The following is a 26,212-nucleotide window of genomic DNA, read 5'->3' on the forward strand; positions in this document are numbered from 1 at the left end:
GCGCGAAACCGCGGCGATGCCGTTCCCGTCTGACCCGCGTCAGACGCCCGTCATGCACGTCATGAGGGTTTAATATGAACGAAACCGCTATAGAAACCGTGCCTCTCGGCTCCGACCCGCTGTCCGAACTCGACATTCCTGACGGGACGACTGTCGAGGAACACGACCTGGTGACTGACGGTGACGTCATCGTCGGCGGCCAGTCGACCGTGGAGTTCGGCGTGCGCGGGCGGACAGTCATCGCCGACGAGCGAGTCCGCTTTGACGGCCACATTGAAGCCGAAGGTGACTGTCGGCTCGATATGTGGTGCGACGTGGCGGACAACGTGCTTGTCGGCGAGGACGCCTACATCGGCGAACGGGTACATATCGGCGGCGAACTCCGTGTCGCTGGCGACCTGGATATCGGCGACGACGTGGACATCGAGAACGGGTTCGAGGCGAACGGCTGGATCGTCATCCGCAACCCGATGCCGACCATCGTCTTCCTGTTTGTCTATCTCTCACAGCTCCTCCGCATCGGCGAGGAAGACGCGGCCGAAGAGGTAATCGACGAGATGTTAGACGACGGGAGTGACGAGCACGACCCGGTTCTGATTCCACGCGGTGCGAGCGTCTCGGACGACGCCTGGCGCGTCTCGACGCCGGCGACGGTCGGCGACGACTGCCGACTCCACGGCAACATCCGCGCGAAGTCCCTCGAAGTCGGCCGTGATACGGTCGTCTTCGGGAGCCTGCGCGCGAAAGACGATATCGTGGTCGGCCGGGGCACGGAGATCAAAGGGGATGTAACGACCCGCAGCGGCACCGTCCGCGTCGGCCCGGGCGCGAAGGTCTGGGGCGATATCTCCGGGACGACCGTCGAACTCCACGAGAACGCGACGGTGGACGGAACAATCCGGGCCAGCGAGGAGATGCGGATGCACACTGAGACAGTGCTAGACCGGCCGGACGAGTCCGCTGCAGCAATGGCGGAGATGGCCGAATCGCTCGAAGCTGACACTGACACTACGGAGCCAGCCATCGAACGGAGCGATTCTGACGATACCGAGCCGGCGGCCGATACAGCCGACGACAACCCTGCCACTGTGGACAGTGCGACAACCGACGACGGAGATACAGACGGAGCGACTAGCAACGATACGTCCGAGGACAGTCCCGACGTCGAAGAGGCAGCAGAGTCCGCAGAGTAAGCGCTCGGACGCTATTTTGCGTGTGAAATCGAGCCACGCAGCTTCAGTTCTCAGTCGCCTCTGACACAGCCGCCGGCGGTGAAACGCCGTGTCCCGGCCCGTCGATATCGATACGCGGACCCGACGACATCGATGGCGGGCACTCCTCAAACAACAGGTGGCCGTCGAGGTCGACGTAGTCGAAGGCACCGAGCCCAGCGGCAAGGTGGGCACTCGTCGCAATCCCGGTTGCGCCTTCGAGCATACAGCCGAGCATACAATCGAGGGAAGCGGCCTCAGCGATGGCCGCAATCGCCGCTGCCCCGAGGAGCCCTGATTTTCCGAGTTTGACGTTGATCACGTCGGCGGCCCCGTCACGAACCACAGCGGTCGCATCCGCCGGCGTGAATACGGCCTCGTCCGCGGCGACGGGGACCGAGAGTCTGTCGCGGGTCCTCGCGAGACCGCGGATATCGTCCTTCGGCGTCGGCTGTTCGACTAGGGCGAGGTCAACCCCGGCCGCCGTCACCTCGTCGACAAACTGCTCTGTGGCCTTCGGCGTCCAGCCCTGATTCGCGTCCACCGTAATCGTCGCGTCGGGTGCAGCGTCCGCGACCGCAACCGTTCGGGCAACGTCGTCGTCGATGGCCCCGCCGGTCTTGATCTTGATGTGGTCGAAGCCCGCAGCCGCGGCACGCGTGGCTCGTTCGGCTGCCGCGTCAGGCGTAACTATCGGAACGGTGATGTCGGTGGTAACTGAGGCCGGCGCGCCGCCGAACAGTTCCGAAAGCGGGATACCGCGGTCGCGACAGTAGGCGTCGAGCAGTGCCGTCTCGACAGCAAACAGCGCCGAAACCGCTCCGGGCACTGCGGCCCGCACCTCGCCGACAAGTTCGCGGTAGTCAGCGAGTGGAGCCCCCTCAAGCATCGACGTTACCGACCGAGCAGTCGCCACGGCAGCTGCCTGCGTCTCGCCAGTCACTGGCGGTAACGGGGACCCTTCCCCGTGGCCGACAATACCTGAGTCAGTCTCCACTGCAACGACCAGATTCCGTGCTTTCTCTCGGGTTCCGAGTGAGATTCCGAACGGCTCATCGAGTTCGTGCTCAAGCGGTTCGGCGGAGACGCGCTCGATACGAGTCATAGCGCCCCCAGAACGGCCGCAAGGAGTGTCTCCGGGCCGTCATCGTCGTAGATGTTCGCCGCCGGAAGCCCTGTTCTGGCGGTTTCCGCCTCCGGGTCGCCCCACGTGGAGAGGGCGGCGACTGTCGTTTCTGTGAGGTCGGTAATTGCGCGGCGTTCGGCCTCGACGCCGGCCACGGTGAGGTCGTCGAAGTGGGACCGGGCCTTCCGCGAGGGGTCGTCGGCTAGCACGACTGCATCGGGGGCCGCTCCGTGGAGCAACCCAAGCGTCACGCCACCGTATGCGGTGTGCGTGAGGGCGGCCTGTCCTTCGACGAACACGATATCGTGGTCCCTTGCGACATCGAGCACCATGTCCTCGACGACGCCCGAGACGAAGTCAGCCGGAACCCGGTCGATGACGACACCGCGGTCCGCGCCGACGAGGATGCCGGTCTGACCCGTTGCGACCCAGCCGGCGTCAAGTCCGGCCTCGGTCGCCGCACGGTACAGTTCGAATGTCGTCGTTCGCTTCCCGACCGCACAGTCGGTCCCCATCGTCAGGACGACATCTGCGTCGGCCTCGTCCCCGCGACCATCACCAAGGGTCAGGTCAGATACGGACGGTGGTTTCCGGACATCAACGAGGTCGACACCGTGTTGCTGGGCGCGCTCGGTCCAGACTGGGCGCTCACTCAGGAAGACATGCAGGCCAGAGACAACATCACAGCCGCGCTCCATCGCGCGCTGGATGGCCTCAACCCACGCTTCTGGAAGGTCACCGCCAGCGGGCGCGACACCGATGACAAGGACGGCCGCGTCCGGAGCCTGATTCAGCGCTTCGGTGACGGTTTCGACGACCGGCACGTCGTCAGCAGCCGACCAATCGAGAGCCGCGCCGGCGTAGGAGCTTGGACACGTCGAGTCCACGACGGCTTGCACGTCGAACAGCTCTCCGTGCATAACGATACCGTTGGCCGTCTTCCCTTCCGGGTGTCCGAACTCCCCCTCTGCGAGTACAATGGCGGGCGTGTCTTCGTCGTATTTTCGCCGCAAGTCCATACTGATGCACACCGCGGGCGTGACTGACAAACCAGAGCCTTACATGTGTGGCATCGTTACCGTCGGTGGAGGACGACAACCCGTAATGAGAGCGAGAACAGGCGAGCGAGACCACGTCCCAGAACCCAGAAAGAATGGACACTGACAGCTCCGATATGACCGCTGCTCCGTCCAGCGGCGGCCTCCAGTTGACGCTCGAACTGGAGCATCCTGACTGCTGGATGCGGGAAGTGACGGCGGCCACTGCGGCCAGACTGCTGGTCAACGCTGCGTACTTAGTCGACGGGAAGGTCAAGGCCCACGTCGTCGCATACGCTGAGTCGGCAGCCGTGGTCGAGGCGCTCGTTGCGGCGACCCGAGCGTCGGACCACACTCATGCAGTCACGGAAATGGATACCCGCCGTAGTTTCGGCGGGATATCAGCACCGGTAAACAAAGCGACGCGGACGCTCCTCGTCGAATACGGCCCCGAAGAGAGCATCCACGACGCGCTGGTCTCACACGGGTTCATGAATCAGGAGCCGATCCGAATCCGCGACGGAACCGAGTACTGGACAGTCGCTATCGACGAATCGCGAGCGACGATACAGGAGAAACTCGACGCCGTGTGCGCACAGAAGGACGCGACGATAACCGTCACACAGATCACGTCGGCGACCACCGGTAGCAGGGAGCGGGACGGACTGGCTGTCCGGCAACTTTCCGACAGGCAGCGGGAAGTGTTCGAACTAGCCCGCAAACGCGGCTATTACGACTACCCGAGAGCGGTAAGCGGAAGTGAGCTAGCCGACGAACTCGGTATCGCGAAGACGACGTTTCACGAACATCTCCGGAAGGTCGAGGCCACGCTTCTCGGTCCCAGCGGCACTGACCGAGACTGATGGCAGTAGAGCCGCGCAGGCCGTACGTTGATTTGGCACGTCTGTGGTCACAGAATCGGCGTCACACAGCTGCTCCTCGCTTGTGACGACAGGCGCGACTGAGCGCTACTGTACCCCGAGTTCCGACTCCAGTTCATCGACAACGTCCTGCAGCATCGATGCGAGTTCATCGTTCGGCGGCAGCCGATACAGCGGGCCGGAGATGTCGAGTGCGCCGAGAACGCCGCCGTGTGGGGCGGTGACCGGCACGCCGACCGACCGAAGCCCCTCGACTGCCTCCTGGTCGTTCACCGAGTACCCGCGCTCTTCCGTGCGGGCGATGTCTTCCAGAAGCGTTTCTCGGTCGGTGACCGTGTACTCGGTCTCAGCGGGCAGTCCCCACCGGTCGAGAATCTCGTTGACTCGGGTCTCCGGCAACGCGGCGAGGATCGCCTTCCCGACTGCCGAGTTGTGCAGGTAGTAGTACCGGCCCACCTGGAACCCTTTCGACGGGACGTTAGCGACGACGTTGAACAGCGTTATCGCACGCCCGTACTCTTCGATGGCAAACGTGACCTCCTCACCACAGCTATCGGCGAGTTCGTGTGTTTTGCGACGGGCGACCTCGTACCACTCGTTCCGGGTTCGAGCGCCTTCCCCGAGATGGAACAGCTTCATGCCGAGTCGGTACTGCTCGCCTCGTTTGACCAGATACTCCTGGTCTAGAAGTGTCTTGAGGTGGACGTGAATGGTGCTCGTCGAGAGGTCCAGCCGGTCCGCAAGCTCACTCATTCGAGCCTCCCCCAGCTCGTTTACCGCATCGATGATTGCGAGGGAGGTTTCGGTCGTCTGGAGACGACGACCGCTAGAGCTATCCATACTACTGTGAACTTGATACCGATATAAAAAAGTCCGGTCATAGTGGAACAGATTCGGTGAATATTATTCCAGAATATGATGTCTATTGGGTGTCTGATTACTATGAGTTATATTTTGCAGAAATGTGCATGAAATTAGTATCTCTCCCTTCAATTTGGGCTATATACAGGGTCGATACGTCTCCCAAAATCCAGTAGAAGTGGACTTTTATATATTTACAGCGCTCGTGACGAGATGAGACTTTACCAGAGGCGGCTCCAATGATTTGTTACCGGTGAGTTAGCTATTATCATGAACTTTTGCGTGTGTATCTGACGAGGCACAGAATGTATGTCAGACACGGATAGTGGCGATGGGACAGAGATCGAAGAGATCTCCGGCCCGGATGTCGAAGCAATCGAGTTCTACGGCGGACGGTGGATGAGTGTTATTCCCATAGGGTTGTTTATCCTGTGGGCGATTGTCCAGAGTGGCCTGTTCGGTATCGGGGATACGACTGGACTCGTCGCGGGAATGCTCGTGGCGCTCATCGTCGGGATGTTCTTCGCCAAAGGGGACTGGAAGAACTACGCGAACACCATCTTCGATGGGATGACGAAGCGAGTCGCCGCGACAGCAGTTGTCGCGTGGCTCTGGGCAGGGATGTTCTCGAACACGCTCCAGGCAGGCGGCTTCGTCGGCGGGCTTGTCTGGGCAGCGAACGCGGCCGACGTCGGGGGCGCGCTGTTCCCGGCCGCCACGTTCATCCTCGCAGCGTTGTTCACGACCGGTATCGGAACCGGCTACGGCGCAGCAGTCGCCTTCTCGGCGCTGTTCTTCCCGGCTGGTATCCTGCTCGGTGCGAACCCGGTGTTGCTGTTCGGGGCAATTCTCTCCGGGGCCGTCTTCGGGGACAACCTCGCGCCAGTCAGCGATACGACGATCGTGAGCGCGGTGACCCAAGACGCTGATATTGGCGGCGTCGTCGCGTCGCGGTTCAAGTACGCCGTTGTTGCGGCAGTACTGGCGCTTGCGGCGTACGTTTTCGCCGGAAACGCGATGGCCGGGCTGGACATCTCCCAGCAAGCACAGGACCTGTTCGTCCAGAACAGCGAACCAGCCGGACTGCTGCATCTCATTTCCATGCTCGTCGTCATCGTGACGGCAGTCATGGGTCGACACATTGTCGAAGCGATCTCGTGGGGACTCATCGTTGCGGTTGTGTTCAACGTCGTCTTCGGTCTCGCACCGCTGAGTGACGTGTTGCTGTTCAAGGTTCCCGAAACGTCAGCAGCCGCGAGCTGGGCCGGCGGACTGCCAATCGCTGAAGTCGTTGCGGCAGAGAACGCCGGTGTCACCGGCTCGATCTACAACGGTGCAGCTGGCTTCTTCCCGCTAATCGTTCTCGTGTTGCTCATCGTCGCCGGATCGGAGATCATGATCCGCGGCGGTGGCTTCGAAGCGATACAGGAATGGCTCCTCAAAAACGTCGCAACGGGCGTTCGAAAGGCCGAGACGACGATGGTGGTCGGCACCGCCCTCGTCAACTCGATGATCACGATCAATACGGCGGCAGAAATCGCGATTGCGCCGTACATCGCCCGCATCGGCCAGCGGTACAATATCAACAGCTACCGCCGGGCGAACATCCTCGACGCGAACACCTCGGCACTCGGATACATCTTCCCGTGGGGCGGTGGCGTCCTCATCGGCTTCGCGACGCTACAGGGTCTCCCGGGACAGTACGAGTGGTTCACCAGTGCGATGATTGTCAACCCCGTGCAGGTGTGGCCGTACGTCTTCCACGGCTGGTTCCTGTTCGGCGTATTCCTCGTTTCCGCGCTGACCGGCTTCGGGCTCGAGTACACCACTGACCGCAAATCCAAGGATGTGACCCGTCTATGAGTATGTTCAGCAAGTTCCTCACCGGGATGTCCTTCAGGTCGACCACGCCGACGTTCGAGGCGGGCGAAGAGATAGAAGTGTACGTCACCGAACTCGACGAGGAATCCGGCGAGTTGGTCGCACAGGTCGGCGAGACTCGCCTTCACTTCGAAAACGGCGAGGCAGATATCGTTGGCTGTCGTGTGCTCGCGAAGGTCGAATCGTTCGACGACGGCGAGCACCGCGGCCGTGTCACTCACAGAAAGACGCTGTCTCAAGGGTCGTTCTAGGAGTGCCACAGAGAGCCGAGCAGCCACTGAATCAGTATCGCGCGGTCAAATAAACCGATATAATACATTCACAACACTATGAGCAATTCACTATATTCCACAGCACGACAGGACAACCAGACGACTATCGTCCCCAGCACGGACATCGAAGCGACCGTCCAGATGGCGGACCTCGTTCCGGCCATCGAGGCCGCGTTCGCCGCATACGAAAACGACACGGCGCAGATGCCGCCGAAGTCCTACATCGACCTGCCACAGCACAACGGGGACTTCCGGTCGATGCCGGCCTACCTCGAAACGGACGACTGGGAAGCGTCGGGCATCAAGTGGGTGAACGTTCACCCGGACAACCCCGACGAGTTCGACCTGCCGACCGTGATGGGGACGCTCGTGTACACGGACCCAGAGAGCGGCTTCCCGCTTGCCGTGATGGACGCGACGACACTGACCATGAAGCGAACCGGTGCGGCCGCCGCCGTGGCGACGGACCACCTCGCCGTCGAGGACGCGACCTCGCTCGGCATCATCGGCGCTGGCGTCCAGTCCTACACGCAACTGGAGGCCATTTCCCAGGTGCGACCGATAGAGTCCGTCATCGTCAGCGACCTCGACGACGACCGTGTCCAGCGGTTCATCGACACCTTCGGCGACGAGTTCGACGTCCGAGCAGGCACGATTTCGGAGGCCGCCCAGTGTGACGTCCTGTCGACGGTCACGCCGGTCGAAGACCCCATCGTCACGCTTGAGGACCTCGGGGAGCACACCCACGTCAACGCCATGGGTGCCGACGCCGAAGGGAAGCAGGAACTCCACACGGAGGTCATCCGTGAGGCGACCCTCGTCATCGACGACTTCGAGCAGACGACCCACTCCGGCGAGATAAACGTCCCCTGGAGCACGGGCGAAATCGACGAGTCGGATATCGACGCCGAACTCGGCGAGATCGTCGTCGGGAACGCGCCGGGCCGTGACGACCTGTCCGGGATTAGCGTCTTCGACTCGACCGGTCTCGCGATTCAGGACATTGCTGCCGCGCGTATCGTGTACGAATCGCTCGGTGACGACAGCGGACACCGCCTCGAAATGGTGTAATCCCGGCGGTTCACGGCGTCGGTTGGTCGTTCATCCGTCGCTATCGAGTGCCGGAGTGTCGATGTGGCACACAGTTGCGGCCCGAGACATTTGTATGGGCCCTGCGATGAGCGGGTATGCGACGCGTCATCATCGATACGGACACCGCGGGCGACGACACACAGGCGATTCTCCTTTCCTGTCTCAGTGACCGAGTTACCGTCGAAGCTATCACGGTCGTTGCCGGGAACGTGCCCTTCGACAGAGAGGTCGAGAACGCGAAGTACACGCTCGAACTCGCCGATTCCCTCGACGTGGCCGTCTACGAAGGGGCGAGACAGCCGCTTCTCAAGGAGTTCGAACACGCGGCGTATATCCACGGCGAGGACGGCCTCGGCGGCGACCTGTTTCCCGAAACGGACATCGAATCAGCGAGCGGATTTGGACCAGATGAGATCGTCGACCGCTGTCGGGCGGCCCCGGGTGAAATCACGCTGCTCTGCATCGGCCCGCTGACCAATCTGGCGCTGGCGTACGCCCGCGAGCCTGAACTTCCGGAGCTTGTCGATGAGGTGTGGGTGATGGGCGGGAACGTCAACTGTGAGGGAAACGTCACTCCTGCCGCGGAATTCAATCTGTGGGTCGACCCCGACGCTGCCAAACGCGTGTTCGACGCCTTCGAGGTGACGCTCGTCGACTGGGGCGTGTGTCTTCGAGACGCAGTGTTTGGCTCCTCCGAGTTCGAGGCGGTGTCGGCGTTCGACACTGAACTGGCGTCGTTCTTCGAATCGGTAACCGAGCAGGCCCGGGCGTTCAACAGCGAGGGCCCCGACGACCCCGGATGGACGGCACTCCCGGACAGCGTCACCGCCGCGCTGCTGGCGTATCCGGAACTCCGCGAGGCGGTGTCGACGTACCACGTCGCGGTGGACGACCGCGACGGGCTCACCCGCGGGTACACCAGCGTCGACGTCAACGGTGTGACCGACGGGGACCCGAACACCCATGTCGTAGAATCTGTCGACAGCGACGCCTTCCAGTCCGTCATGTACTCGCTGCTCCAGTCCCGGGACCCTGACAGCGGCATCGCTGAGTGAAGTGGAACCGAAGCCGGATGCGATAGTAGTAAACAGAGTGTGTCGTCGTTGCCGCTGTGCGGGACCCGTGGCAGCAGTCCTGTTGTCGCGTGTTGTCCCTGGTTTTTACTAGGGGCCGGAGGCATGTCAGGGTATGACGCTCACAGACCGACTCGACCAGTATCTCCGGACAGCGGGACTCGAAGCCGTCTGGTTCGCCCGACCGAACTCCTTCGCATGGCTCACAGGGGGAGGCGACAATGTCGTCGACCGGGAGGGTGACATCGGCGTCGCCGCCGCGGGCTACGACGGCGACGGCGTACGGGTCGTCGCCAATAACATCGAAGCGCCGCGGCTCCGTGACGAGGAACTCGACGGCGATGTGACCGTTGCGACGTTCGACTGGCACGCGGAGTCACTGGCCGAGGCTGTTGCTGATGCGAGTCCGGCCCCGGCGGCGGCTGATTTCGATGTCCCCGGCTTCGAGTCAGTCGACGCCACACAACTCCGACAGCCGCTGACCGAGACCCAGATGAAGCAGTGCCGTGACCTCGCGCGAGACACGGCTGAAGCAGTCGAGGCTGTCGCGCGGAAAGTCGAACCCTCGCATACCGAACTCGATGTGACCGCGGTGCTTCGACAGAAGCTCGAAGGCCGGGGCATCGCCACGCCCGTCGTGCTCGTTGGCAGCGCCGAGCGGGCGCAATCATACCGCCATTACACCTCGACTGACACTGAACTCGGCGACTACGCGCTCATATCGGTGACCGTCCAGCGAGACGGGCTCCACGTCAGCACCACCCGGGCAGTCGCGTTCGACCCGCCGGAGTGGCTCATGGAGCGAACCCACAAGGCCGCCCGCGTCGAGACCACTGCGCTGGCCGCGACACAGGTGGTCGGTCAGGGTGGCGGCACAGCGGGCGACGTGTTCGACGCGATTCAGGACGCCTACGCCGCGGTCGGCTGGGAGGGTGAGTGGCAGAACCATCATCAGGGCGGCGCAACGGGCTTCGCCGGCCGTGAGTGGATCGCCACGCCTGGACATGAGGGCGAGGTCGCGTTGCCACATGGGTACGCCTGGAACCCGACCATCGACGGGACAAAGAGCGAAGACACGTATCTCGTCTCCGACGACGACATCGAACTGCTGTCCGGGACCGGCGACTGGCCGACTGAGACGGTTTCGCCCGTCGGCTACGACCTCGAACTGCCGCGACACACGGTGCTGGAACTGTAGCGGTACTGGGTCCCCCATTGCCCGGCAAGGGTAAGCAGTTTACAACGGGTGTTGTATGAACCCGTGGATTTAAGCGACGTGTCAGGCTACCCCTGTGTATGACCGCAGCGCGCGCCTGGTGGAAGGAAGCAGTCGTCTACCAGATCTATCCCCGGAGCTTCAACGACAGCGACGGCGATGGCGTCGGCGACTTGCAGGGCATCATCGAGCGCCTGGATTACGTCGCCGACCTCGGCGTCGATGTCATCTGGCTCAACCCGGTGTATGACTCTCCCCAGAAGGACAACGGCTACGACATCAGCGATTATCAGACCATCTACGACGAGTTCGGGACGATGGCCGACTGGGAAGCGCTGGTTGAAGAGGTCCACAACCGGGATATGCGGCTCGTCATGGACCTCGTCGTCAATCACACGTCGGACCAGCACGAGTGGTTTCGGAAATCCCGCCAGCGTGACCCGGAGTATGAGGACTATTACATCTGGCGCGAGGGCGGGACAGATGAAGACGGCGACCCCGTGCCGCCGAACAACTGGGAGTCCTTCTTCGGGGGATCCGCGTGGGAGTACGACGAGGAGCGCAGCGAGTACTTCCTCCACCTGTACGACACCTCACAGCCGGACCTGAACTGGCGCAACGATTCGGTCCGGACGGACATCTTCGACACCATCGAGTGGTGGCTGGAGAAGGGCATCGACGGCTTCCGGATGGATGTCATCAACCTTCTGTCGAAAGTCGAGGGGTTGCCCGACGGCGACCCGGACAGCGAGTGGGTCGGCGCCGAGCATTTCATCGACGGCCCGGAGATGCTGTCGTACCTGACGGCGTTAGATGAGGAAGTGCTATCGAACTATGACGTGATGACCGTCGGGGAGATGCCACAGCTCACCGTCGAATCGGCTCTCGAGTACGCCGACACAGACGGCCCGCTGGACATGGCGTTTCACTTCCAGCACACGAAACTCGATTACGCTGACGGCGAGCGGTGGTCTGTCGGTGACTGGAGCCTGCCGGAACTGAAGCGTATCATCGGCCGCTGGCAGGACGGGCTGGCGGCGGACGGCTGGAACACGCTGTACTGGGAGAACCACGACCAGCCGCGGAGCGTTTCCCGCTACGGCGACCCCGAGAACTATCGCCGGGAATCCGCAAAGCTACTCGGAACGTTCATCCTCACGCTCCGTGGCACGCCATACGTCTATCAGGGGCAGGAACTCGGGATGACGAACGCCGACTGGGAGACGATGGACGACCTCCGCGACGTGGACGCGATCAACCACGCGCGAGAGTTACTCGACCGAGACGGCGTTGCGGAGTACGATGACGTGAAAGACATCGTCGGCTACCGGACCCGCGACAACGCTCGAACGCCAATGCAATGGGACGACTCGAAAAACGCCGGTTTCACCGACGGCGACCCCTGGATTCAGGTCAATCCGAACTACAGAGAGATCAACGCTGCCGACCAGCAAGCCGATGTGGATTCCGTCTACAGCTACTACCAGCGGCTCATCCAGTTGCGCGCCGACAGGGACGTGCTGGTGTACGGGGACTACACCGACCTGCTCCCCGACCACGAAACTGTCTTCGCCTTCACACGGTCGTTGTCGGCGGACTCGGGAACCGAGCGAATCCTCGTCGTCTTGCATTTCGACGACGCAACGGAGACCCTCGACCTCCCGGTCGAGTACGCCGATGCGACGCTGCTCGAGGGCAACTACGACTGTGACGACACGGACCCGGGAACGGTGACGCTCGCGCCGTACGACGCTCGCGTCTACGAGCTATTCGACTGAGCACGTCCTCCCTCGCCTACTCCCAGCGTAACGGTCGTCACGAGGCACAGATTGAAGACTCGCCCGTTCCAGCACGTGATATGTATCTCGCTGACGAGACCTGGCCGGACCTCGACGACTATTTCGAGACGGAGTCGCTCGCGCTCGTCCCGCTCGGATCGACCGAACAACACGGGCCGCACCTCCCGCTGGCGACCGACCACCTCATCGGGGAAGCCTTCGCCCGGGAAGCCGCCGACAGGACTGGCTACCTCTGCACCCCGACGATCAACGTCGGCGTGAGCCCCCATCACAGGCAGTTCAACGGGACGATGTGGGTCGACGCGCCGGTGTTTCGTGACTACGTCGAATCGTTCACTCGGAATCTGGCGTACCACGGCATCGACCGGGTCATCTACGTGAACGCCCACGGCGGGAATATCGAGCACCTCCGGGAGGTCGGCCGCCGGCTCCGGGACGATGAAGTGCTGTACGCTATCGAGTGGATGTGGGACGAGAGCATCCCGGACCTCGTGGACGACCTGTTCGAGCAGAACGGGCCACACGGCGGGCCGAAAGAGACGGCCATGATTCAACACCTGCGCTCCGAACTGGTTCACGACGACCGCCTCGAAGACGCACGGGACGGCGGGATTCCGAGCGTCGAGGCGGCAGAGACAAACAAATACGGCTCACGGACCTTCTACGACGCCGCCGATAACACCGACAACGGCGTTCTGGGCGACCAGACGGACGCGACGGCCGAGAAGGGCGCGGAGATGTTCGAGGCCGCGACCGAACAGCTTGTCAGGCTCTGTGAGTGGCTGGACGCGCAGGCGTTCGACGACCTCCTGCCGGAGCCACACGTCTAAGCCTGACGCCGTGGGGGCGAGTCCCACCGCTCGCTTGGCAGGTGGCTTTTTGCGACGGGCGGATGTACGATGGGTATGGCCCTCCTCCTGTTTCCCGGAATGCCCGGCGCTATCGAACTGGTCATTCTCCTCGTCATGATGGGACTGTTTCTCGTCGTTCCCCTCGCACTCATTGTCGCCGCGTACCTGTTCGGGAAGCGCCGCGGCAGAGCCGAAGTGAGCGACCGAGCCGAATCCTGACCAATCGCCAGACGGCGGCCAATCGGCGCGTTACGGCCCTCTCGCCGCGAATCGACTCGTTTATCGGTCCCACCCTATGAGGGTGATGTGTGTCCCCACCGAGTCCCCATCCGGAGTCGCTTCGTAGCCGAGCGTTCGAAATAACGGTCGATGACGGACGAGAGACCTTCAACGCGCTCAGTATCGAGCACGCCGACTGTGAGACGGAGTGGATTATCTCCGACACAGTGTGTGCGCTCGAAAATATGCGGTAACTGTACGCTGTTGTGTTGTGGCGCTACGGTAGCGAACCGTACTGCGTCGGACCGCTGACCCGCTGTGACCGCACAGACGCTCTTCTTGTGCTTCACTCCGCAGAGAGCCGTCGCCAGACTGGCATGAACACACCGTAGAACGAGCCAAAGAACAGGACAACAGCAACGATAGCTAATTCGCGCCCCTCCACGCCGAAGACATCATACAGGGTTCGGAGAACGATGATAACCCCGAGTCCCCAGATAGCGAATGCCGTTTGCTCTTTCCAAGACATCCCCCTCCTACGGAACACACGCTGTCTCCACAACAGACGGTATCAAACCCTGTGGTTCAAATACGATGGCGGAATGCCGCGTAGAAAGCAGTGCCACACGGCCCATGTCGTCAGACGGACCACTGCTAGACCAGATGATGTAGCCATGTCCGGCCAGACAAAAGTCCGCTACCCAGATTACTCGGTCGGAACAGGACCGGTCCCGAGGACATCTCGGACTGCACTCTCGAACTCCTGGCGGTCGGAGAAATACGGCACGTCGACGTCCTCAAGCACCGTTGCCAGTTCCTGCGGGCCGTCGGGCGTCCGAACCGTCGTGTCACCCTCGCGGTCGACGATAGTGCTGTGTTCGATGCCCCAGGTGAGCCGGGCCGAGACGCGGGAAAGCGGCGCACCGGTAACGTCGGGTCCATCGCCGAGTTCGACAGCCGGCTCCTCCGCGTCCTCGCTTTCGTCGTCGCTCATACCCGAACAGTGCCCGTGGGTCCGATTAGTGCTTTCGGAACGGCTCGCGTATCTGTCGGACTGCGTACGCGCGTGCCCGCGTCATGCATCTGTCTGACGGGTAGTTTTATCGGATGTAGCAGTAGTGTACTGCATGACTAGTCTCACCGACGTGTACGAAGGGGAGGTTGGACGCGTCGCATCGCGTCGCCAGCAACTCGTCGGGACGGCTCTGTTTCTCGTTGGTGTTGCCGGACTCGTCGGGGCAATCGCACTCGCAACGACCGCCCTCGGAAACAGATACGGGCTGGACGCTTACGCAGCCAGGCGAGTCGCCGGTATCATCGCCGGGCTCGGGCTGCCGTCGGTTATTCTCGGCGTGTTCGCGGTATTGCCGGCCAGTCGTCGAATCCGGCTGACTGCGCTCGGCGGAACAGGTGTCGCAGCGGGCGGCGTCGGCCTGTTCCAGTCGCTGTACCCCTACAGCTGGACCAGCAGCGACCCGCTGCTGGCACTGCTTACCGGCGTCGTCTACTTCGCTGGTATCGTAACAACGTTCTGGTGCCTGTTCGCGTCGCTTGCGACGTTCAAGACGCGAAACGACCCCGGTGGGACGGCACGCATGGAGGTGACCGAGGAAGGAACGATTCGCCTCGTCGAAGAAGCCCGAACGCTCCCGGGGCTGGGCGGCATCGGATTTTTCGGACAGGACCCGGACGGCACAGTCGAGACGCAGACGAATCGGCCGGGGACGGGTACCGAGGGCGCTGTCAGCGACGGCGGGACCGGACAGCGCTCGAACGATACACGCAGGGCCAACAGCCGCCGTCGGCAACCGACGGGGGACACGCAATCTGACCGCAGCACGCGGTCCAATCGACAGTCGGGCAGCGGTACAGCGACGGAGCGACAGTCGGGCCGTCAGGCGAACACTCGTTCGAGCACCGGTCAGCAAACTACCGCTTCAAGTGGAGCAGACCAGACCGGCCCCTCCGAGAACACACTCGACCCGAGAATAGCTGAGGCAGGCCCGGAAGCAACGCCGTCGGCTGACGGCGGTACGGCGACGACGGGACGCGATGCGATTACCGAGACGGCGGTCCATCAGGGCGAACCAGACACATACTGCGGGAACTGCCGGCATTTCGAGTATGTGATGCAGGACGGCGACATCGAGCCGTACTGTTCGTTCCACGGCGAAGTCATGGACGACATGGAAGCCTGCTCGGCGTGGGTTCGAAACGACTGAGACGGTTGACACGCCGATTTTATTGTTCGTTCCACACTACACGGCAACACGGAGAGAGAACGGCCCGGGCGAAACCGGGTGTTTAACACGGTCGGCAAGCAAACGGTGGTACTACAATGGAGTTTTGCGACGAATGCGGTTCGATGATGAAAACGGACGACGAGCGCTGGGTCTGTGGTAGCTGCGGCTACGAAAAGGCTCGAAACGCCGAGGCCGAACAGGAGATGGCCGTCACCACGCAGGGCCAAGAGGAGTCGGAAGTCGTCGACACCTCCGAGGTCGATGCCGAAGACATGGGGCCGACGACGGGCGCTCGCTGTCCCGAATGTGGCAACGAGCGGGCCTTCTACGAAATGAAGCAGATCCGCGCGGCCGACGAGTCCGAGACTCGGTTTTTCACCTGCACCGAGTGCGAACACAAGTGGCGAGAGGACGACCACTGAGGCCAGCCCGTGCCCACTGACCCCGCGTACCCGGACGTACCCGCTGACCAGTTACGCGATGGCGGCTGGGAGCTCGTCGACGAGAGCGTCGAAACAGTCTTTCAATTACCGACAGCCCGCGTCGAGGGGGCGACGAAGGTGTACGATGCTGCCGAGACGCGTGAGGCCGTCCGGGACGCAATCGGGCTCGACCACCAGTGGCGGTTCTTTTTCGCGACCGCACTATCGTTTACCCCGCCGCTTGCGCCGGGCATCGGACCGGCGATGATTCTCCCGACAGTCCGCTCAGAGGCCCAGTCAGCCTTCGCCGATGAACTGGCCGACAGGGGGTTCGAGTCCATCGAGCGCGGGCGGAGAGAACGAGTCCGCGTGGACAGCGGCGACCGAGCGCGGCTCCGGACCTACAGCGCCGAACTCGATCTCGAAGCGATCGACGCGACGCTGTCGATTACCGGCTGGGTTGGCGTCTGGCACGGCGATGGGTTCCGTATCGCCGCTGGGGCGTATCCCGACCGGTCGCTGGCGACCCTTTTGAGTGTGGAAAGTCCGCCTGAACCGCTCCGGCGGACGCCGTCGGACTACCGGGCCGAACTGCTTTCCCTCATTCGCGCCGTGGCGTAATCGCCAGGAGCGCGCCGTCGAGGAACAGTTGGATCGGCCCGAGACCGAGTCGGTTTGCAAGCGAACTCGGAACGGCGTCCGCGCCGAGGCGGGCAACGGGCGCTCCGCGAACGCGGATTTCAGCCGTCAGTCCGGCAGCGGCCAGCGCCGCGGCGGCGTCCCGTCCTCCGACCAGTCGATCCCGCCAGAGATCGAGCGCCGCCCCGAACGACGGGAAGTCGACGGCGACGAGGTCGTCGTATCCGCGGACGGTGAACGCGACCCCGTCCCGCTCGACGGTCAGGTCGGCGTCGACGAGGAGGTCCGGCTTTCGCTCGATCAGGTCGAACAGATCACCGACCGCCTTCGCCGTGGTGACCACTGTCAGTCGTTGTCGCGTGTCGTGATGGTCAGCGTGCCGTCGACCCGCCAGCGAGCGTGCTCGGCGTCCTCGCCGGCCTTGCTCGGGACATCGACTTCCATGTCGTCGAAGTCGTACGTTATTTCGGCATTGCGGCCAGTCAGGCGGTCGTAGAGCCCGATTGCGAGGTCTGGCCAGGTTGTCGTCTCCATCGGCGTCTCTGATTCGCTCATGCAGTATACCATACGCACTCCTACATGTTTAAAGTCGACCCCAACAACAGGGGGTGAGCAGACCGACGGAGGCCGTCAGGGCCGCCGCGCGAATGTCAGGTATCCGGTGTGACCGACGCCACCGGTCGATGGGCGGGAGCCTCGGTCGTCGAAGTCCATCTCCCGCTGGATGGTGTCAAGCGTTTCGACGCCATCGAGTCCGACCTCGGTGGCCGTTGCGACGACTTCGCGCGTGTTCTCCACGAACGGGGAGTACACCGCCAGCGACCCGCCGCGGTCCAGCAGCGTAGGCGTTCGCTCGACCACGGCCGGTGCGTCTTCGGTGTCGAGTGTCAGCACGTCAAAGCCCGAGAGGTCGTCGAGGTCGTCCGTAATGTCACCGGTCCGGACCTCGACGGTATCAGCGACGCCGGCGATCTCCATGTTCTGGCGCGCGACCTCGGCGAACTCTGGGTCCTGCTCGTAAGTAACCACGTCAGCGCCGATACGGCCCATGTACGCGCTGAGGATGCCGGTCCCGGTCCCGGCATCGAGGACACGGTCCGCAGCGGCTACCCCGGTCTTGCCGACGACCAGCCCCACGTCGCGGGGCATCATCGGCGCGCCGGTGCGTTCGAGGTGGGTGAACAGGTCCGGGCCGCGCAACCGACGGACGGTGAAGCCGGTGCCCAGATGCGTCTCGACGACATCGCCCGGTTCCACGTCTTCGGGCACTTCCAGAATGCCGAGGTCGGATTCGAACCGCTCGCCGGGGTCCAGCAGGTACTCGCGGTCTTCGTGGACGAAGAGGTACGCCACGTTACTCCAGTTCGTCGACCGCGTCCGCGAGGTCGCCGTCGTTGGCTTCGAGCGCCTCTCGCGCGGTGTCTTCGTCAACGCCGGCCCGCATCGCGACGAGTTCGACGTCGTCCTCGTCAACGCCGGCGTCGCTGCCGCTCTCGTCGGCGTCGTCGGCCGCGGCCGAGCCTTCGCCGGAGCCGAGTTCGCGGCTCTCAGGCTCGCCGACGACCTGATACGTTTTCTGGCCCTGGGCTTCCATGAGCTGGACCTCCGCGTCGTCGAAGACGAGTTCCTCGTCAGGTGTGCGGATAATTACTTCCTGCGCATCGATGTCCTCCATGTCGATGCCCATCTGTTCCATCATCTGCTTCATCTTGCGCGGGTTCATCCCGCCGCCTCCGCCAAACATACGTAGGACTGGCGGGGCAGGGCAGAAAAGCGTAGCGACCCGGACTCGGACCGACGTTTGTCGCGGGACAGGCCCGTCGACCGGACGAAACCGGCACACACCCACGGCTTCGTAACGATTCTAAGGCTCGCCCGTGCATCCCCGCCGTGTCACTGCTGTCTATCTTCGCCACGGCGATCCTCCCGGTCGTCGCCGTCGCTGCGGCGGGCTTCGCGCTCGGCCGACTGCAAGGCACCGACCCCGACGCGCTCAACACCATCACGGTGTACGTCCTCGCACCGGCGCTCGTCGTCCACAGCCTGACCACGTCCTCGCTGGCCGGCGACACGATTCTGAGCGTCGTCCTCGCCGTCGTGTTGTTCACCGCCGCAATGGTCCTCCTCGCAGAGGGTGTCGGTCGCCTCACGGGCCACTCGGAACCCTTGCTGGGCGCGTTTGTCCTCGTGTCTATCTTTCCCAACACCGGGAACTACGGCATTCCACTGGCGGATTTCGCCTTCGGTGCGACGGGGCGGAGCACGGCCGTCCTCGTGACCGCACTGCAGGGCGTGTTGCTCTACACCGTCGGCATCTACATCGCCGCGCGGGGCAGCGGCGGCAGCCCGCTGGCGGATATGCGTCGCGTGTTCGGTGTACCGCTCATCTACGCCGTCGTCGTGGCGCTGGCACTCCGGTGGGTCGGCGCAGTACCGCCGACGGAGTCGACAGTGATGCAGACGCTGGAACTGCTTGGCAACGCGTCGATTCCAGTGATGTTGCTCATCCTCGGGATTCAACTCTCGAACGTCGACGGGAACAGCGACTTCCAGTCCGTCGGTATCGCCAGCGCATTGAAACTCCTGCTCGCGCCAGTGTTCGCGTTCGCCGCAGTGCTCGCAGTCGGGTTCCAGAACCAGACGGTCGCGCGGGTCGTCGTGCTACTGCTGGCGACACCGACCGGCGTGACGACCATCATCCTCGTTGGCGCGTTCAGCCATGGGACAGGGGACCAGTCGCCGAGCGAACTCGTCAGTGCAACGGTGTTCCTGACGACCATCGCAAGTGCCGTAACGGTCACGCTGCTAGTGTGGCTACTCCAGTCGGGACTGGTGCTGTGACTACTCTTCCCAGTATATTCTGATCTCGTCAGCGGTAATATCGACAAAGTGATTCGAGCCGCTGCTGACCGCGAACCGACCGATATTCCGTTCGATAGTCCGGCTGGGACCGCCAGCGACCGCGACGGTAATCGTGTATGTTCCGGTCGCACCGATGGTCGGGTCATACTCGACGGACTCGCCGGCAACCAGCGTCTCCGTCTCATCGAGCACCGTCGCTTCGTCCCGTGTGATGGTGAGTGTGACAGTCTGTTCACTGTCCGTGTCGTTGTCGATGATAAACAGGATCGGGTCGTCGGGGGCGGGCGTTACTGTCGGTGTCGGCGTGTCCTGCGGTGTTTCGGTCACGGGTGCTGTCGACTGTTCCGCTGGCGTCGCTGTGGCTGTCGGTGTCGTCGAGCCGTTCGTCGCCGTGTCGTCACCGGGCGCAACACAGCCGGCGACTGGGGAGAGCGCGAGCGCGGCGAGGAGGGTGCGGCGGCGCATATCGCTCGTCCCGACGGGAGCAGCAAATGCTTTTTGTCATACGGGATGGTGTCGAGCAGGGCCGGAGAGTCCCAACCCCGGGGTCGGCACGTACCGGGCGGTCACGACGCCACTCCGTCTCAGTCCTCTGCACCCTGCCGGACTTTCACGGCCATCCCCGTCTCGAAGTCGTCCATGCCGCTGCCGGGCAGTTCCGCGCGGCCAACGGCGAGCAGATAGCCGTCTTCGTGGACGACGAGGGCTTCGTCGCCCGGACGGAGGGCGCTGTCGGCGGACTGCACAAACTTCGCGAAGGCGTTGCGGCCCTCGCGGATGAACGGCTCGCTCTCGTCGCCAACGACCACGCGGTGTCGCGGCCCGTCGAATGCATCAAGGAGCCGGTTCCCGCCGGCGAGTCCGAGCCGAAAGCGCCCGTCGTCGCCGTACGTAGCGATCCGGCCATCCGTGGCATGGACCTGCCGCGGACGGCCGGAGCTGGTGTGTGTTACGTCGAGGGTATCGGGACCTGCGAACAGCGCCGTCCCGCCGCCACCGCCGAACTGGTAGTCGGCTGCACGCCGGAGCCCGCGGAACTCATCGTCACTCATTGCCCGTGTTCGATGCCGGGTGATAAACCGCCTTTCGGTTCCGTCCGTGCCACTATCCAGTGGAATCCGAAACGAAATGTGTGCCAGACCGTGGCTGCCCGAACCACGGCCGACAGAAATTGTGTGGCGATGTTGAGTGCCACTCCCCCCGGTCCGTTCCGAATCAGCGGTCCGGCCCTCTGGGTGACAGACTCGAACCGGAATGCCAGTGGTTCGCTCCGTCACTCGCCCCGGCCCGAGTGTGCGGGGCGTGTGCCTCTGTATCCAATCCGTGTCGGAGGTCCGACGACGATGCCTGGAACTGCAGTGGGTCTCTATCTCGCGCCTGGTCCGTGACGAGCAGCCGCGAGGGTGTACCGACACGCCTCAACACGTGGCAACATGCTGTCGCTATGACCCAACTGGTCGGGGGCACTACGAGGGGATGTATGTACTGCTTCAGTTGTGCAGGTGGGCCCGAAATACCGTGCTGCCGAACTGGAGCGATGGCGTTTCGCAGGAGAAATATGGGTATTGCTGTCCTGTACCATACTTTCCTCCATCGGTTTTGGGGAAATTTATACCGGATGACTTCTTAGGAATTGGTGATATGGCTACAGACACGCGAAAAGTAATTCTGGGCGCTGTGCTGCTGGCGATCAGCACCGTGCTCATCCTTGGTACAGGGGCAATCGACATCGGCATCCCGGCCGCTGCCGGAGCGCTGGCTGCGCTGGGGCTGGCCGCCGGAGCGCTCCTCGTTGGAACGTCAGAAGACGGTCGCCCGGTCTAACCGCCGAGAGAACCTTTTCCTTCGACAGTAACCCAAACATCGTAGCTGTAGGCCCGTCGAACCGCAGAAAACCGCGGGAGAATGTCGGTTACGTGGGTAAACAGCAGTGGACAGAGCGGCGGAGCGACCGCCCAGACACTGATTCGGCTACAGCAGGAACCGGTCGGAGTCGTCGCTCATGTCGATAAATCCATCAACGGCCGCTTTGAGGTCTTCGGAGGACGACTCCTCGAATCCCATCGCTTCGACGCGACAGCCCTCGTGGCGGAGATATCGACACACGCGAGCGAAATCCCCGTCGCCGGTACAGAGCACTACTGTATCGACGTGATTCGCCAGCGAGACGGCGTCGAGGCTCATCCCGACATCCCAGTCGGCTTTCTTCGATCCGTCCTGAAACGTCTTGATGTCCTTGATGCGTGTCTCGAAGCCAATGTCGACGAGCGCTTCGAAAAACGACTCTTCTTCGGGCGAGTCCGCTCGGATGACGTAGGCGATAGCACGGGTCAGTTCGCGGCCGTCAACGGCCTCTTCCAGTAGTGCCTCGTAGTCGATGTTCCGCGAGTAAAGACTCCGGGCAGTGTGATAGAGGTTTTGCGCGTCGGCCAGTACGGCCACGCGCTGTCCCGGCTGGGAAACTGTCATATCAGGTATTGGCTATCGGCCCGAATATGCTTTCGGGATACAAACGTGAAACAGCAGGGTAATTATGCCCCAACTAACCAGTTGTTGTCGGTTCAGCAGTTCTATCCGTGCAGAGAATATATCAATACAGCAACCGGATATCCGGGCAGTGCAGCCGGACGATTTATTAAATCAACCGTCTGTCAGTATGTGTATGACAATTCAGCGAATGTTATTTCGTGAGCCAGACGGACGGCAGAAGGGGCTCCTTTTCTCACTCTTCTCGTTCATCTGCATCCTTGGGTGGGTGTATTTCGGTATTGTACTCGACGGCCCTCACAACATGCTCTTTTTGGGTATCGCGTTTGCGTTCTCTGGGTTCGCGGAATTCCTGCCCCCGAATCGACGACGTTCAGCGGGAGTCCTGCGAATGCTCGGCCTCGGGACGCTCGTTGTCTTCGTTATTCTCCTCATCTCGGTTCCAGAATCAATCTGGGGCTGAGCGCGAGGAAATGGGTATGACCAATATGCACGTCTACTGACCGGTTGTTTCAGGCAGAACTCAACTTTACAGGTGCAGTCGCGCCGTCCACGATTCGATAGCGCTTCGAACACACTGTGAACGGCGACCGCGAGAACACAAAAGCTAAGTCAGTCACACGCAGTTACTCGACCATGCGACGACGCCGTCAGTCCGGAACCGCTTCATGGCTCCCCGGTGAGGGCGTCGTCCGCGCAAAGCGCAAGCCGACGTTTTAGCGACTCGTGGCGGACGTGGCGACTCCGTCTCGGGTCAGGTCGTTTGACACACAACAGCCGGCGGTATCGGCCGGCTACCGCACCGTTTCCGACCGGACAACCGAACCCACAGCGACACCAGACACACAGCAATGACAGCGATTGACTTCCACGGCGTGTTCCCAGCGATGTGCACGCCATTCCATCAAGACGGCAGTATTGACTTCGAAACACTCAGAGACGATGCCCAGCGGCTCGAATCCGCCGGCGTGGACGGGCTCGTGCCCGTCGGCTCGACCGGCGAATCGGCGACGCTCTCCCACGACGAACACATCGAGGTTGTCGAGGCGGTCATCGACGCCGTCGACGACGTGCCAGTCATCGCCGGCTCAGGGTCGAACAACACCAAGGAAGCACTAGAGCTATCGCGGCGCTCCGCCGAGGCCGGCGCTGATGCCCTGTTGCTCATCTCGCCGTACTACAACAAGCCCGAACAGCAGGGGTTTATCGACCACTACACGACCCTGGCCGACGCTGTCGACCTGCCACAGATCGTCTACAACGTCCCCTCGCGGACGGGCCAGAACATCGAGCCGGACACGGCGGCCGAACTCGCGTCGCACCCGAACATCCGCGCATACAAGGCCGCGAGCGGCGACATGAACCAGATTTCCGAGATCATCGAGCGCACACGAGACGAGGACTTCGCGGTGCTGTCCGGTGACGACGGGATGACGCTACCGATGCTGTCAGTCGGTGGAACTGGTTGTATCTCTGTCTCGGCCAACATCGAACCGGAGCGCACCTGCGCCATGGTCGGGGCGGCGCTGTCTGGCGACTTCGAGCGAGCGCAAGCGATTCATCACGAACTCGGGCCGCTGTTCCGCGCGATGTTCGTCGAGACCAACCCCATTCCGGTCAAGGAGGCGATGCGAATCCGGGGCTACGGCCCAGCACACCTCCGCTCGCCGCTGACCCGCCTGTCCGACGAACACCTCGACCACCTGCGTGACGTGCTCGCCACGCTCGAAACCGAAGACCTCGAAGACGAGTACGCGGAGGCCGAGCGATGACGCGAGTGGCGGTCAACGGCGTCACCGGCCAGATGGGCGGGGCCGTCATCGAGGCCGCCACCGACAGCGAGGTCGTGGTCGGCTTCGCGACCAGCGACACGGATGCGGTTGACGACGTCCCGGTCGTCCACCCGGCCGAGGCCGCCGCTGCGCTCCGGGAGTACGACGTGGACGTTGTGGTCGATTTCGCCGTCCCTGAGGGTGCGCTGACCGTCGCCGAGGCCTGCGTCGAGGCGGGCGTCCCGATGGTTGTCGGAACCACCGGCTTCGACGAGGACGGGCTGGCCCGCCTGCAAGACGCCAGCGAGGAGATTCCGCTGCTGAAAGCCACGAATTTCTCACAGGGGATTCAGGTCCTCCAGCGTCTCATCAGCGAGGCCGTCGGCACGCTCGACGACTACGACCTCGAACTCATGGAGACTCACCACAACCGTAAAGTCGACGCCCCGTCGGGAACGGCCAGCAGCATCCTCGACGTAATTCAGGAAGAGCGCGACGTGGAACCAGTGTACGGCCGCGAAGGGCACGCCCCCCGTGAAGACGACGAAATCGGCGTGTTCGCTCGCCGGGCCGGCGACGTTCGCGGGGAGCACGAACTCGTACTGGCCGGCAATGACGAAGTCCTCTCGCTCTCACACCGGGCCGAAGACCGCGGCGTGTTCTCCGCCGGCGCACTCGATGCGGCGGCGTGGCTCGTCGGCCGTGGCGCTGGCTGGTACGAGTTCGGCGACGTTGTCGACGCGTAGCACGGTTGACGCTGTGATCTTCATACCCGATTATACAGCCTAGTACACTACGATAAATATTAGAATTACCCTTATACGTCGCTCTCTGCAACAATCTGGTATGGCTACGAACCAATCCGTCCGACTCCCCGCGTCCGACTGTCCCCGATGTGCAACCTCGTTCGAAGCAACGGCCCCGCGAATCAGTATGTGCCCGGAGTGTGGCTACATTCCCGGTCACGGGGCCGACTGAAGCGGTACTAGCTGCCGCCAGAGCACTGGTGTCTGACTGCGAGCCGTTTCGGTCGCAGTACTCGCGGTCGACCGCATTGAGACATCACCCGGAACAGTGGGGCTTCATGCGGATGGGACGGCGATACGAAGGCTACAGCCGCTCGAACGTCCACTTCTGGTTGTCGCCACCGACGTAGCTGTACTGCTGGACGTTCGCGCCGCTGTTAGACACTCTGAGTCGAAACCCCGACAAGTAATACCATCCGCGAAATAGTGAACCCCATGAGCCTCAAAGCGGACATCGACGACCTCTGGCAGCGGAAACAGGACGGCCTCTCAGCGACCGACGCGACTGACGACCATCTCGACGTACTTGCGGAGTTCCTCACGGCGCTGGAAGCCGGTGAGGTCCGCGCCGCGGAGAAGTCCGGCGGCGAGTGGGAGGCAAACGCCTGGGTCAAACAGGGGATTCTGCTGAACTTCGGCCTCCGCGAGACCGTCGCTCGCGAGTACGGCGGCGTCGACTACCACGATGTACTCCCGCTGCGAGAGACCGCGGACCTCGGCGAGCGCGGGACCCGCAACACGCCGGACGGGACGACCATCCGCCGGGGCGCGTACCTCGGCGAGGACTGTATCATGATGTCGCCCTCCTTCATCAACATCGGGGCGCACGTCGGCGACGGCACGCTCGTCGACTCCTGTGATACCGTCGGCTCCTGCGCACAGATCGGCGAGAACGTCAAACTCGGCGCAAATACGCTTATCGGCGGCGTGCTCGAACCGGTCGAAAACGCGCCGGTTATCGTCGAGGACGAGGTGTCGCTGGGCGCTGGCTGCCGTGTCACCAGCGGGTTCGTCGTCGGCGAAGGGTCTATTGTCGGCGAGAACACGCTCCTGACACCCCGGATTCCGGTGTACGACCTCGTCGAGGATGAAGTACTGTACGGCGAACTGCCGCCAGAGCGGCGCGCGTTCCAGCGCTTCGTCGACTCCTCGGTCGGTGAGAACGACCTGATCCCCGGCGGGGCGTACAAGCCTGCTGTCGTGGCGACCGATGTGGAGGAGGAGACGCTGGAAGCGACAGAGAGAGAAGACGCGCTTCGGGAGTAGCGAGGCGCGAGCGCCTCGAACAACGAGCGGGGAACGGAGTGACCCGCGAGTAGCGGGGTTCTGAGCGAAGCGAAGAACCTCGGCGGAACGGCGGGGGAGCCGTGGAGCAGCGAGGGGTACGCGAACCGCGGCTCTCGACAGAGCAACCGTCGTGAGCCGTGAAGTATCGTCTCCGGGTGACGGTGGGCATCGTCAC

33 protein-coding genes are annotated in these 26,212 nt (G+C 62.8%); 21 read left to right on the forward strand and 12 right to left on the reverse strand.

The features are described 5' to 3' along the window. The first annotated feature begins 74 nt into the window (after positions 1–74). Positions 75–1,193 carry a polymer-forming cytoskeletal protein gene (locus G9C82_RS04320; RefSeq protein ID WP_174789832.1) on the forward strand — a complete coding sequence of 373 codons (1,119 nt, stop codon included), beginning with the start codon at positions 75–77 and terminating at the stop codon, positions 1,191–1,193. A 43-nt stretch (positions 1,194–1,236) separates the two neighbouring features. Here G9C82_RS04320 and G9C82_RS04325 read toward each other — a convergent pair whose 3' ends face one another. Then, the gene (locus G9C82_RS04325) at positions 1,237–2,316 is read right to left on the reverse strand and encodes a dipeptide epimerase (protein WP_127013462.1); all 1,080 of its coding nucleotides are present in this window, start codon (positions 2,314–2,316) and stop codon (positions 1,237–1,239) included. Then, the gene (locus G9C82_RS04330; protein ID WP_011222904.1) at positions 2,313–3,356 is read right to left on the reverse strand and encodes a DUF1611 domain-containing protein; all 1,044 of its coding nucleotides are present in this window, start codon (positions 3,354–3,356) and stop codon (positions 2,313–2,315) included. The genes G9C82_RS04325 and G9C82_RS04330 overlap by 4 nt, the downstream gene beginning before the upstream one ends. 134 nt (positions 3,357–3,490) lie before the next feature. Here G9C82_RS04330 and G9C82_RS04335 point away from each other — a divergent pair, with 134 nt between their 5' ends. Then, positions 3,491–4,237: a helix-turn-helix domain-containing protein gene (locus tag G9C82_RS04335; protein ID WP_127013463.1), complete on the forward strand. Its 747-nt coding sequence runs from the start codon at positions 3,491–3,493 to the stop codon at positions 4,235–4,237. A gap of 105 nt (positions 4,238–4,342) precedes the next feature. Here G9C82_RS04335 and G9C82_RS04340 read toward each other — a convergent pair whose 3' ends face one another. Continuing rightward, positions 4,343–5,095 carry an IclR family transcriptional regulator gene (locus G9C82_RS04340; RefSeq protein WP_004962892.1) on the reverse strand — a complete coding sequence of 251 codons (753 nt, stop codon included), beginning with the start codon at positions 5,093–5,095 and terminating at the stop codon, positions 4,343–4,345. Positions 5,096–5,425: 330 nt separating this feature from the next. Between G9C82_RS04340 and G9C82_RS04345 the strand changes: the two genes are divergently transcribed. The 9 genes from G9C82_RS04345 (at position 5,426) to G9C82_RS04385 (ending at position 13,773) form a co-directional block, all read left to right on the forward strand. Further along, positions 5,426–6,979, forward strand: a complete 1,554-nt coding sequence (locus G9C82_RS04345) for a Na+/H+ antiporter NhaC family protein (protein ID WP_127013464.1) — start codon at positions 5,426–5,428, stop codon at positions 6,977–6,979. Next, positions 6,976–7,248: a hypothetical protein gene (locus G9C82_RS04350; protein WP_004962897.1), complete on the forward strand. Its 273-nt coding sequence runs from the start codon at positions 6,976–6,978 to the stop codon at positions 7,246–7,248. The genes G9C82_RS04345 and G9C82_RS04350 overlap by 4 nt, the downstream gene beginning before the upstream one ends. Before the next feature lie 78 nt (positions 7,249–7,326). Continuing rightward, positions 7,327–8,340: an alanine dehydrogenase gene (locus tag G9C82_RS04355; RefSeq protein WP_011222902.1), complete on the forward strand. Its 1,014-nt coding sequence runs from the start codon at positions 7,327–7,329 to the stop codon at positions 8,338–8,340. Positions 8,341–8,456: 116 nt separating this feature from the next. Beyond that, complete coding sequence (locus G9C82_RS04360) at positions 8,457–9,416, forward strand: nucleoside hydrolase (protein ID WP_127013465.1); 960 nt, start codon at positions 8,457–8,459, stop codon at positions 9,414–9,416. Between the two features lie 133 nt (positions 9,417–9,549). Continuing rightward, positions 9,550–10,632: a Xaa-Pro peptidase family protein gene (locus tag G9C82_RS04365; RefSeq protein WP_127013466.1), complete on the forward strand. Its 1,083-nt coding sequence runs from the start codon at positions 9,550–9,552 to the stop codon at positions 10,630–10,632. Positions 10,633–10,730: 98 nt separating this feature from the next. Then, positions 10,731–12,428: an alpha-glucosidase gene (locus G9C82_RS04370; RefSeq protein ID WP_127013467.1), complete on the forward strand. Its 1,698-nt coding sequence runs from the start codon at positions 10,731–10,733 to the stop codon at positions 12,426–12,428. Between the two features lie 80 nt (positions 12,429–12,508). Then, the gene (locus tag G9C82_RS04375) at positions 12,509–13,279 is read left to right on the forward strand and encodes a creatininase family protein (protein ID WP_004962915.1); all 771 of its coding nucleotides are present in this window, start codon (positions 12,509–12,511) and stop codon (positions 13,277–13,279) included. 75 nt (positions 13,280–13,354) lie between these two features. Beyond that, positions 13,355–13,519 carry a hypothetical protein gene (locus G9C82_RS04380; RefSeq protein WP_007188331.1) on the forward strand — a complete coding sequence of 55 codons (165 nt, stop codon included), beginning with the start codon at positions 13,355–13,357 and terminating at the stop codon, positions 13,517–13,519. A gap of 89 nt (positions 13,520–13,608) precedes the next feature. Next, positions 13,609–13,773 carry a hypothetical protein gene (locus tag G9C82_RS04385; RefSeq protein ID WP_004962921.1) on the forward strand — a complete coding sequence of 55 codons (165 nt, stop codon included), beginning with the start codon at positions 13,609–13,611 and terminating at the stop codon, positions 13,771–13,773. A gap of 92 nt (positions 13,774–13,865) precedes the next feature. Here the strand turns inward: G9C82_RS04385 and G9C82_RS04390 are convergent, their stop codons facing one another. Both G9C82_RS04390 and G9C82_RS04395 read right to left on the reverse strand, forming a co-directional pair. After that, positions 13,866–14,066, reverse strand: a complete 201-nt coding sequence (locus tag G9C82_RS04390; protein ID WP_004962924.1) for a hypothetical protein — start codon at positions 14,064–14,066, stop codon at positions 13,866–13,868. 159 nt (positions 14,067–14,225) lie between these two features. Then, positions 14,226–14,513, reverse strand: coding sequence for a DUF5789 family protein (locus G9C82_RS04395; protein ID WP_004962927.1), 288 nt, complete (start codon positions 14,511–14,513; stop codon positions 14,226–14,228). 133 nt (positions 14,514–14,646) lie between these two features. Here G9C82_RS04395 and G9C82_RS04400 point away from each other — a divergent pair, with 133 nt between their 5' ends. From G9C82_RS04400 to G9C82_RS04410, 3 genes are all read left to right on the forward strand, one after another. Then, positions 14,647–15,741: a hypothetical protein gene (locus G9C82_RS04400; protein WP_127013468.1), complete on the forward strand. Its 1,095-nt coding sequence runs from the start codon at positions 14,647–14,649 to the stop codon at positions 15,739–15,741. 116 nt (positions 15,742–15,857) lie between these two features. Continuing rightward, a complete protein-coding gene (locus G9C82_RS04405; RefSeq protein WP_011222897.1) occupies positions 15,858–16,184 on the forward strand; it encodes a transcription factor S in 327 nt (108 codons plus the stop codon). A 9-nt stretch (positions 16,185–16,193) separates the two neighbouring features. Beyond that, complete coding sequence (locus G9C82_RS04410; RefSeq protein WP_121302672.1) at positions 16,194–16,805, forward strand: hypothetical protein; 612 nt, start codon at positions 16,194–16,196, stop codon at positions 16,803–16,805. Here G9C82_RS04410 and G9C82_RS04415 read toward each other — a convergent pair. The 4 genes from G9C82_RS04415 to G9C82_RS04430 all read right to left on the reverse strand — a co-directional run bounded on the left by G9C82_RS04415 (position 16,786) and on the right by G9C82_RS04430 (position 18,567). Continuing rightward, positions 16,786–17,166 carry a hypothetical protein gene (locus tag G9C82_RS04415; protein WP_004962938.1) on the reverse strand — a complete coding sequence of 127 codons (381 nt, stop codon included), beginning with the start codon at positions 17,164–17,166 and terminating at the stop codon, positions 16,786–16,788. The genes G9C82_RS04410 and G9C82_RS04415 overlap by 20 nt on opposite strands. Positions 17,167–17,168: 2 nt before the next feature. Further along, entirely contained in the window at positions 17,169–17,378 is a 210-nt protein-coding gene (locus G9C82_RS04420) for a hypothetical protein (RefSeq protein WP_004962941.1), read from the reverse strand. A 75-nt stretch (positions 17,379–17,453) separates the two neighbouring features. Then, entirely contained in the window at positions 17,454–18,176 is a 723-nt protein-coding gene (locus G9C82_RS04425) for a methyltransferase domain-containing protein (RefSeq protein ID WP_127013469.1), read from the reverse strand. A gap of 1 nt (position 18,177) precedes the next feature. Then, on the reverse strand, positions 18,178–18,567 hold the full coding sequence (locus G9C82_RS04430; RefSeq protein ID WP_007188327.1) for a nascent polypeptide-associated complex protein: 390 nt from the start codon (positions 18,565–18,567) through the stop codon (positions 18,178–18,180). A gap of 146 nt (positions 18,568–18,713) precedes the next feature. Here G9C82_RS04430 and G9C82_RS04435 point away from each other — a divergent pair, with 146 nt between their 5' ends. Further along, positions 18,714–19,664 carry an AEC family transporter gene (locus G9C82_RS04435; RefSeq protein WP_007188326.1) on the forward strand — a complete coding sequence of 317 codons (951 nt, stop codon included), beginning with the start codon at positions 18,714–18,716 and terminating at the stop codon, positions 19,662–19,664. On the opposite strand, the gene G9C82_RS04440 is transcribed toward G9C82_RS04435, so the two are convergent. Both G9C82_RS04440 and G9C82_RS04445 read right to left on the reverse strand, forming a co-directional pair. Next, on the reverse strand, positions 19,665–20,150 hold the full coding sequence (locus tag G9C82_RS04440; protein ID WP_127013470.1) for a hypothetical protein: 486 nt from the start codon (positions 20,148–20,150) through the stop codon (positions 19,665–19,667). It abuts the gene before it with no gap. Positions 20,151–20,269: 119 nt separating this feature from the next. Beyond that, positions 20,270–20,737 (reverse strand): PUA domain-containing protein, encoded by a 468-nt coding sequence (locus G9C82_RS04445; protein ID WP_011222890.1) that lies wholly within the window; start codon positions 20,735–20,737, stop codon positions 20,270–20,272. A 589-nt stretch (positions 20,738–21,326) separates the two neighbouring features. On the opposite strand from G9C82_RS04445, the gene G9C82_RS04450 reads away from it, so the two are divergent. Beyond that, positions 21,327–21,509: a hypothetical protein gene (locus G9C82_RS04450; protein ID WP_007188323.1), complete on the forward strand. Its 183-nt coding sequence runs from the start codon at positions 21,327–21,329 to the stop codon at positions 21,507–21,509. A gap of 147 nt (positions 21,510–21,656) precedes the next feature. Here G9C82_RS04450 and G9C82_RS04455 read toward each other — a convergent pair whose 3' ends face one another. Beyond that, a complete protein-coding gene (locus tag G9C82_RS04455) occupies positions 21,657–22,154 on the reverse strand; it encodes an NYN domain-containing protein (RefSeq protein WP_004516675.1) in 498 nt (165 codons plus the stop codon). Positions 22,155–22,347: 193 nt separating this feature from the next. Between G9C82_RS04455 and G9C82_RS04460 the strand changes: the two genes are divergently transcribed. The 5 genes from G9C82_RS04460 to G9C82_RS04475 all read left to right on the forward strand — a co-directional run bounded on the left by G9C82_RS04460 (position 22,348) and on the right by G9C82_RS04475 (position 26,016). Beyond that, positions 22,348–22,635: a hypothetical protein gene (locus G9C82_RS04460; RefSeq protein WP_004962960.1), complete on the forward strand. Its 288-nt coding sequence runs from the start codon at positions 22,348–22,350 to the stop codon at positions 22,633–22,635. A gap of 388 nt (positions 22,636–23,023) precedes the next feature. After that, positions 23,024–23,944 carry a 4-hydroxy-tetrahydrodipicolinate synthase gene (gene dapA / locus G9C82_RS04465; RefSeq protein WP_004962963.1) on the forward strand — a complete coding sequence of 307 codons (921 nt, stop codon included), beginning with the start codon at positions 23,024–23,026 and terminating at the stop codon, positions 23,942–23,944. Continuing rightward, complete coding sequence (gene dapB / locus G9C82_RS04470; RefSeq protein WP_127013471.1) at positions 23,941–24,690, forward strand: 4-hydroxy-tetrahydrodipicolinate reductase; 750 nt, start codon at positions 23,941–23,943, stop codon at positions 24,688–24,690. The genes dapA and dapB overlap by 4 nt, the downstream gene beginning before the upstream one ends. A 100-nt stretch (positions 24,691–24,790) precedes the next feature. Continuing rightward, complete coding sequence (locus G9C82_RS20855) at positions 24,791–24,922, forward strand: hypothetical protein (protein WP_255458637.1); 132 nt, start codon at positions 24,791–24,793, stop codon at positions 24,920–24,922. A 263-nt stretch (positions 24,923–25,185) separates the two neighbouring features. Beyond that, positions 25,186–26,016 (forward strand): 2,3,4,5-tetrahydropyridine-2,6-dicarboxylate N-succinyltransferase, encoded by an 831-nt coding sequence (locus G9C82_RS04475; RefSeq protein WP_127013472.1) that lies wholly within the window; start codon positions 25,186–25,188, stop codon positions 26,014–26,016. Positions 26,017–26,212 lie beyond the last annotated feature (196 nt).

Source organism: Haloarcula sp. R1-2 (genome assembly GCF_011627385.1).
Classification (GTDB): Archaea; Halobacteriota; Halobacteria; order Halobacteriales; family Haloarculaceae; genus Haloarcula; species Haloarcula marismortui.

Coding starts and splice junctions, on each gene's coding strand:
- G9C82_RS04320 (WP_174789832.1), top strand. CDS start 75: ATGAACGAAACCGCTATAGAAACCGTGCCTCTCGGCTCCGACCCGCTG.
- G9C82_RS04325 (WP_127013462.1), bottom strand. CDS start 2,316: ATGACTCGTATCGAGCGCGTCTCCGCCGAACCGCTTGAGCACGAACTC.
- G9C82_RS04330 (WP_011222904.1), bottom strand. CDS start 3,356: ATGGACTTGCGGCGAAAATACGACGAAGACACGCCCGCCATTGTACTC.
- G9C82_RS04335 (WP_127013463.1), top strand. CDS start 3,491: ATGGACACTGACAGCTCCGATATGACCGCTGCTCCGTCCAGCGGCGGC.
- G9C82_RS04340 (WP_004962892.1), bottom strand. CDS start 5,095: ATGGATAGCTCTAGCGGTCGTCGTCTCCAGACGACCGAAACCTCCCTC.
- G9C82_RS04345 (WP_127013464.1), top strand. CDS start 5,426: ATGTCAGACACGGATAGTGGCGATGGGACAGAGATCGAAGAGATCTCC.
- G9C82_RS04350 (WP_004962897.1), top strand. CDS start 6,976: ATGAGTATGTTCAGCAAGTTCCTCACCGGGATGTCCTTCAGGTCGACC.
- G9C82_RS04355 (WP_011222902.1), top strand. CDS start 7,327: ATGAGCAATTCACTATATTCCACAGCACGACAGGACAACCAGACGACT.
- G9C82_RS04360 (WP_127013465.1), top strand. CDS start 8,457: ATGCGACGCGTCATCATCGATACGGACACCGCGGGCGACGACACACAG.
- G9C82_RS04365 (WP_127013466.1), top strand. CDS start 9,550: ATGACGCTCACAGACCGACTCGACCAGTATCTCCGGACAGCGGGACTC.
- G9C82_RS04370 (WP_127013467.1), top strand. CDS start 10,731: ATGACCGCAGCGCGCGCCTGGTGGAAGGAAGCAGTCGTCTACCAGATC.
- G9C82_RS04375 (WP_004962915.1), top strand. CDS start 12,509: ATGTATCTCGCTGACGAGACCTGGCCGGACCTCGACGACTATTTCGAG.
- G9C82_RS04380 (WP_007188331.1), top strand. CDS start 13,355: ATGGCCCTCCTCCTGTTTCCCGGAATGCCCGGCGCTATCGAACTGGTC.
- G9C82_RS04395 (WP_004962927.1), bottom strand. CDS start 14,513: ATGAGCGACGACGAAAGCGAGGACGCGGAGGAGCCGGCTGTCGAACTC.
- G9C82_RS04400 (WP_127013468.1), top strand. CDS start 14,647: ATGACTAGTCTCACCGACGTGTACGAAGGGGAGGTTGGACGCGTCGCA.
- G9C82_RS04405 (WP_011222897.1), top strand. CDS start 15,858: ATGGAGTTTTGCGACGAATGCGGTTCGATGATGAAAACGGACGACGAG.
- G9C82_RS04420 (WP_004962941.1), bottom strand. CDS start 17,378: ATGAGCGAATCAGAGACGCCGATGGAGACGACAACCTGGCCAGACCTC.
- G9C82_RS04430 (WP_007188327.1), bottom strand. CDS start 18,567: ATGTTTGGCGGAGGCGGCGGGATGAACCCGCGCAAGATGAAGCAGATG.
- G9C82_RS04440 (WP_127013470.1), bottom strand. CDS start 20,150: ATGCGCCGCCGCACCCTCCTCGCCGCGCTCGCGCTCTCCCCAGTCGCC.
- G9C82_RS04445 (WP_011222890.1), bottom strand. CDS start 20,737: ATGAGTGACGATGAGTTCCGCGGGCTCCGGCGTGCAGCCGACTACCAG.
- G9C82_RS04450 (WP_007188323.1), top strand. CDS start 21,327: ATGGCTACAGACACGCGAAAAGTAATTCTGGGCGCTGTGCTGCTGGCG.
- G9C82_RS04455 (WP_004516675.1), bottom strand. CDS start 22,154: ATGACAGTTTCCCAGCCGGGACAGCGCGTGGCCGTACTGGCCGACGCG.
- G9C82_RS04460 (WP_004962960.1), top strand. CDS start 22,348: ATGACAATTCAGCGAATGTTATTTCGTGAGCCAGACGGACGGCAGAAG.
- dapA (WP_004962963.1), top strand. CDS start 23,024: ATGACAGCGATTGACTTCCACGGCGTGTTCCCAGCGATGTGCACGCCA.
- dapB (WP_127013471.1), top strand. CDS start 23,941: ATGACGCGAGTGGCGGTCAACGGCGTCACCGGCCAGATGGGCGGGGCC.
- G9C82_RS20855 (WP_255458637.1), top strand. CDS start 24,791: ATGGCTACGAACCAATCCGTCCGACTCCCCGCGTCCGACTGTCCCCGA.
- G9C82_RS04475 (WP_127013472.1), top strand. CDS start 25,186: ATGAGCCTCAAAGCGGACATCGACGACCTCTGGCAGCGGAAACAGGAC.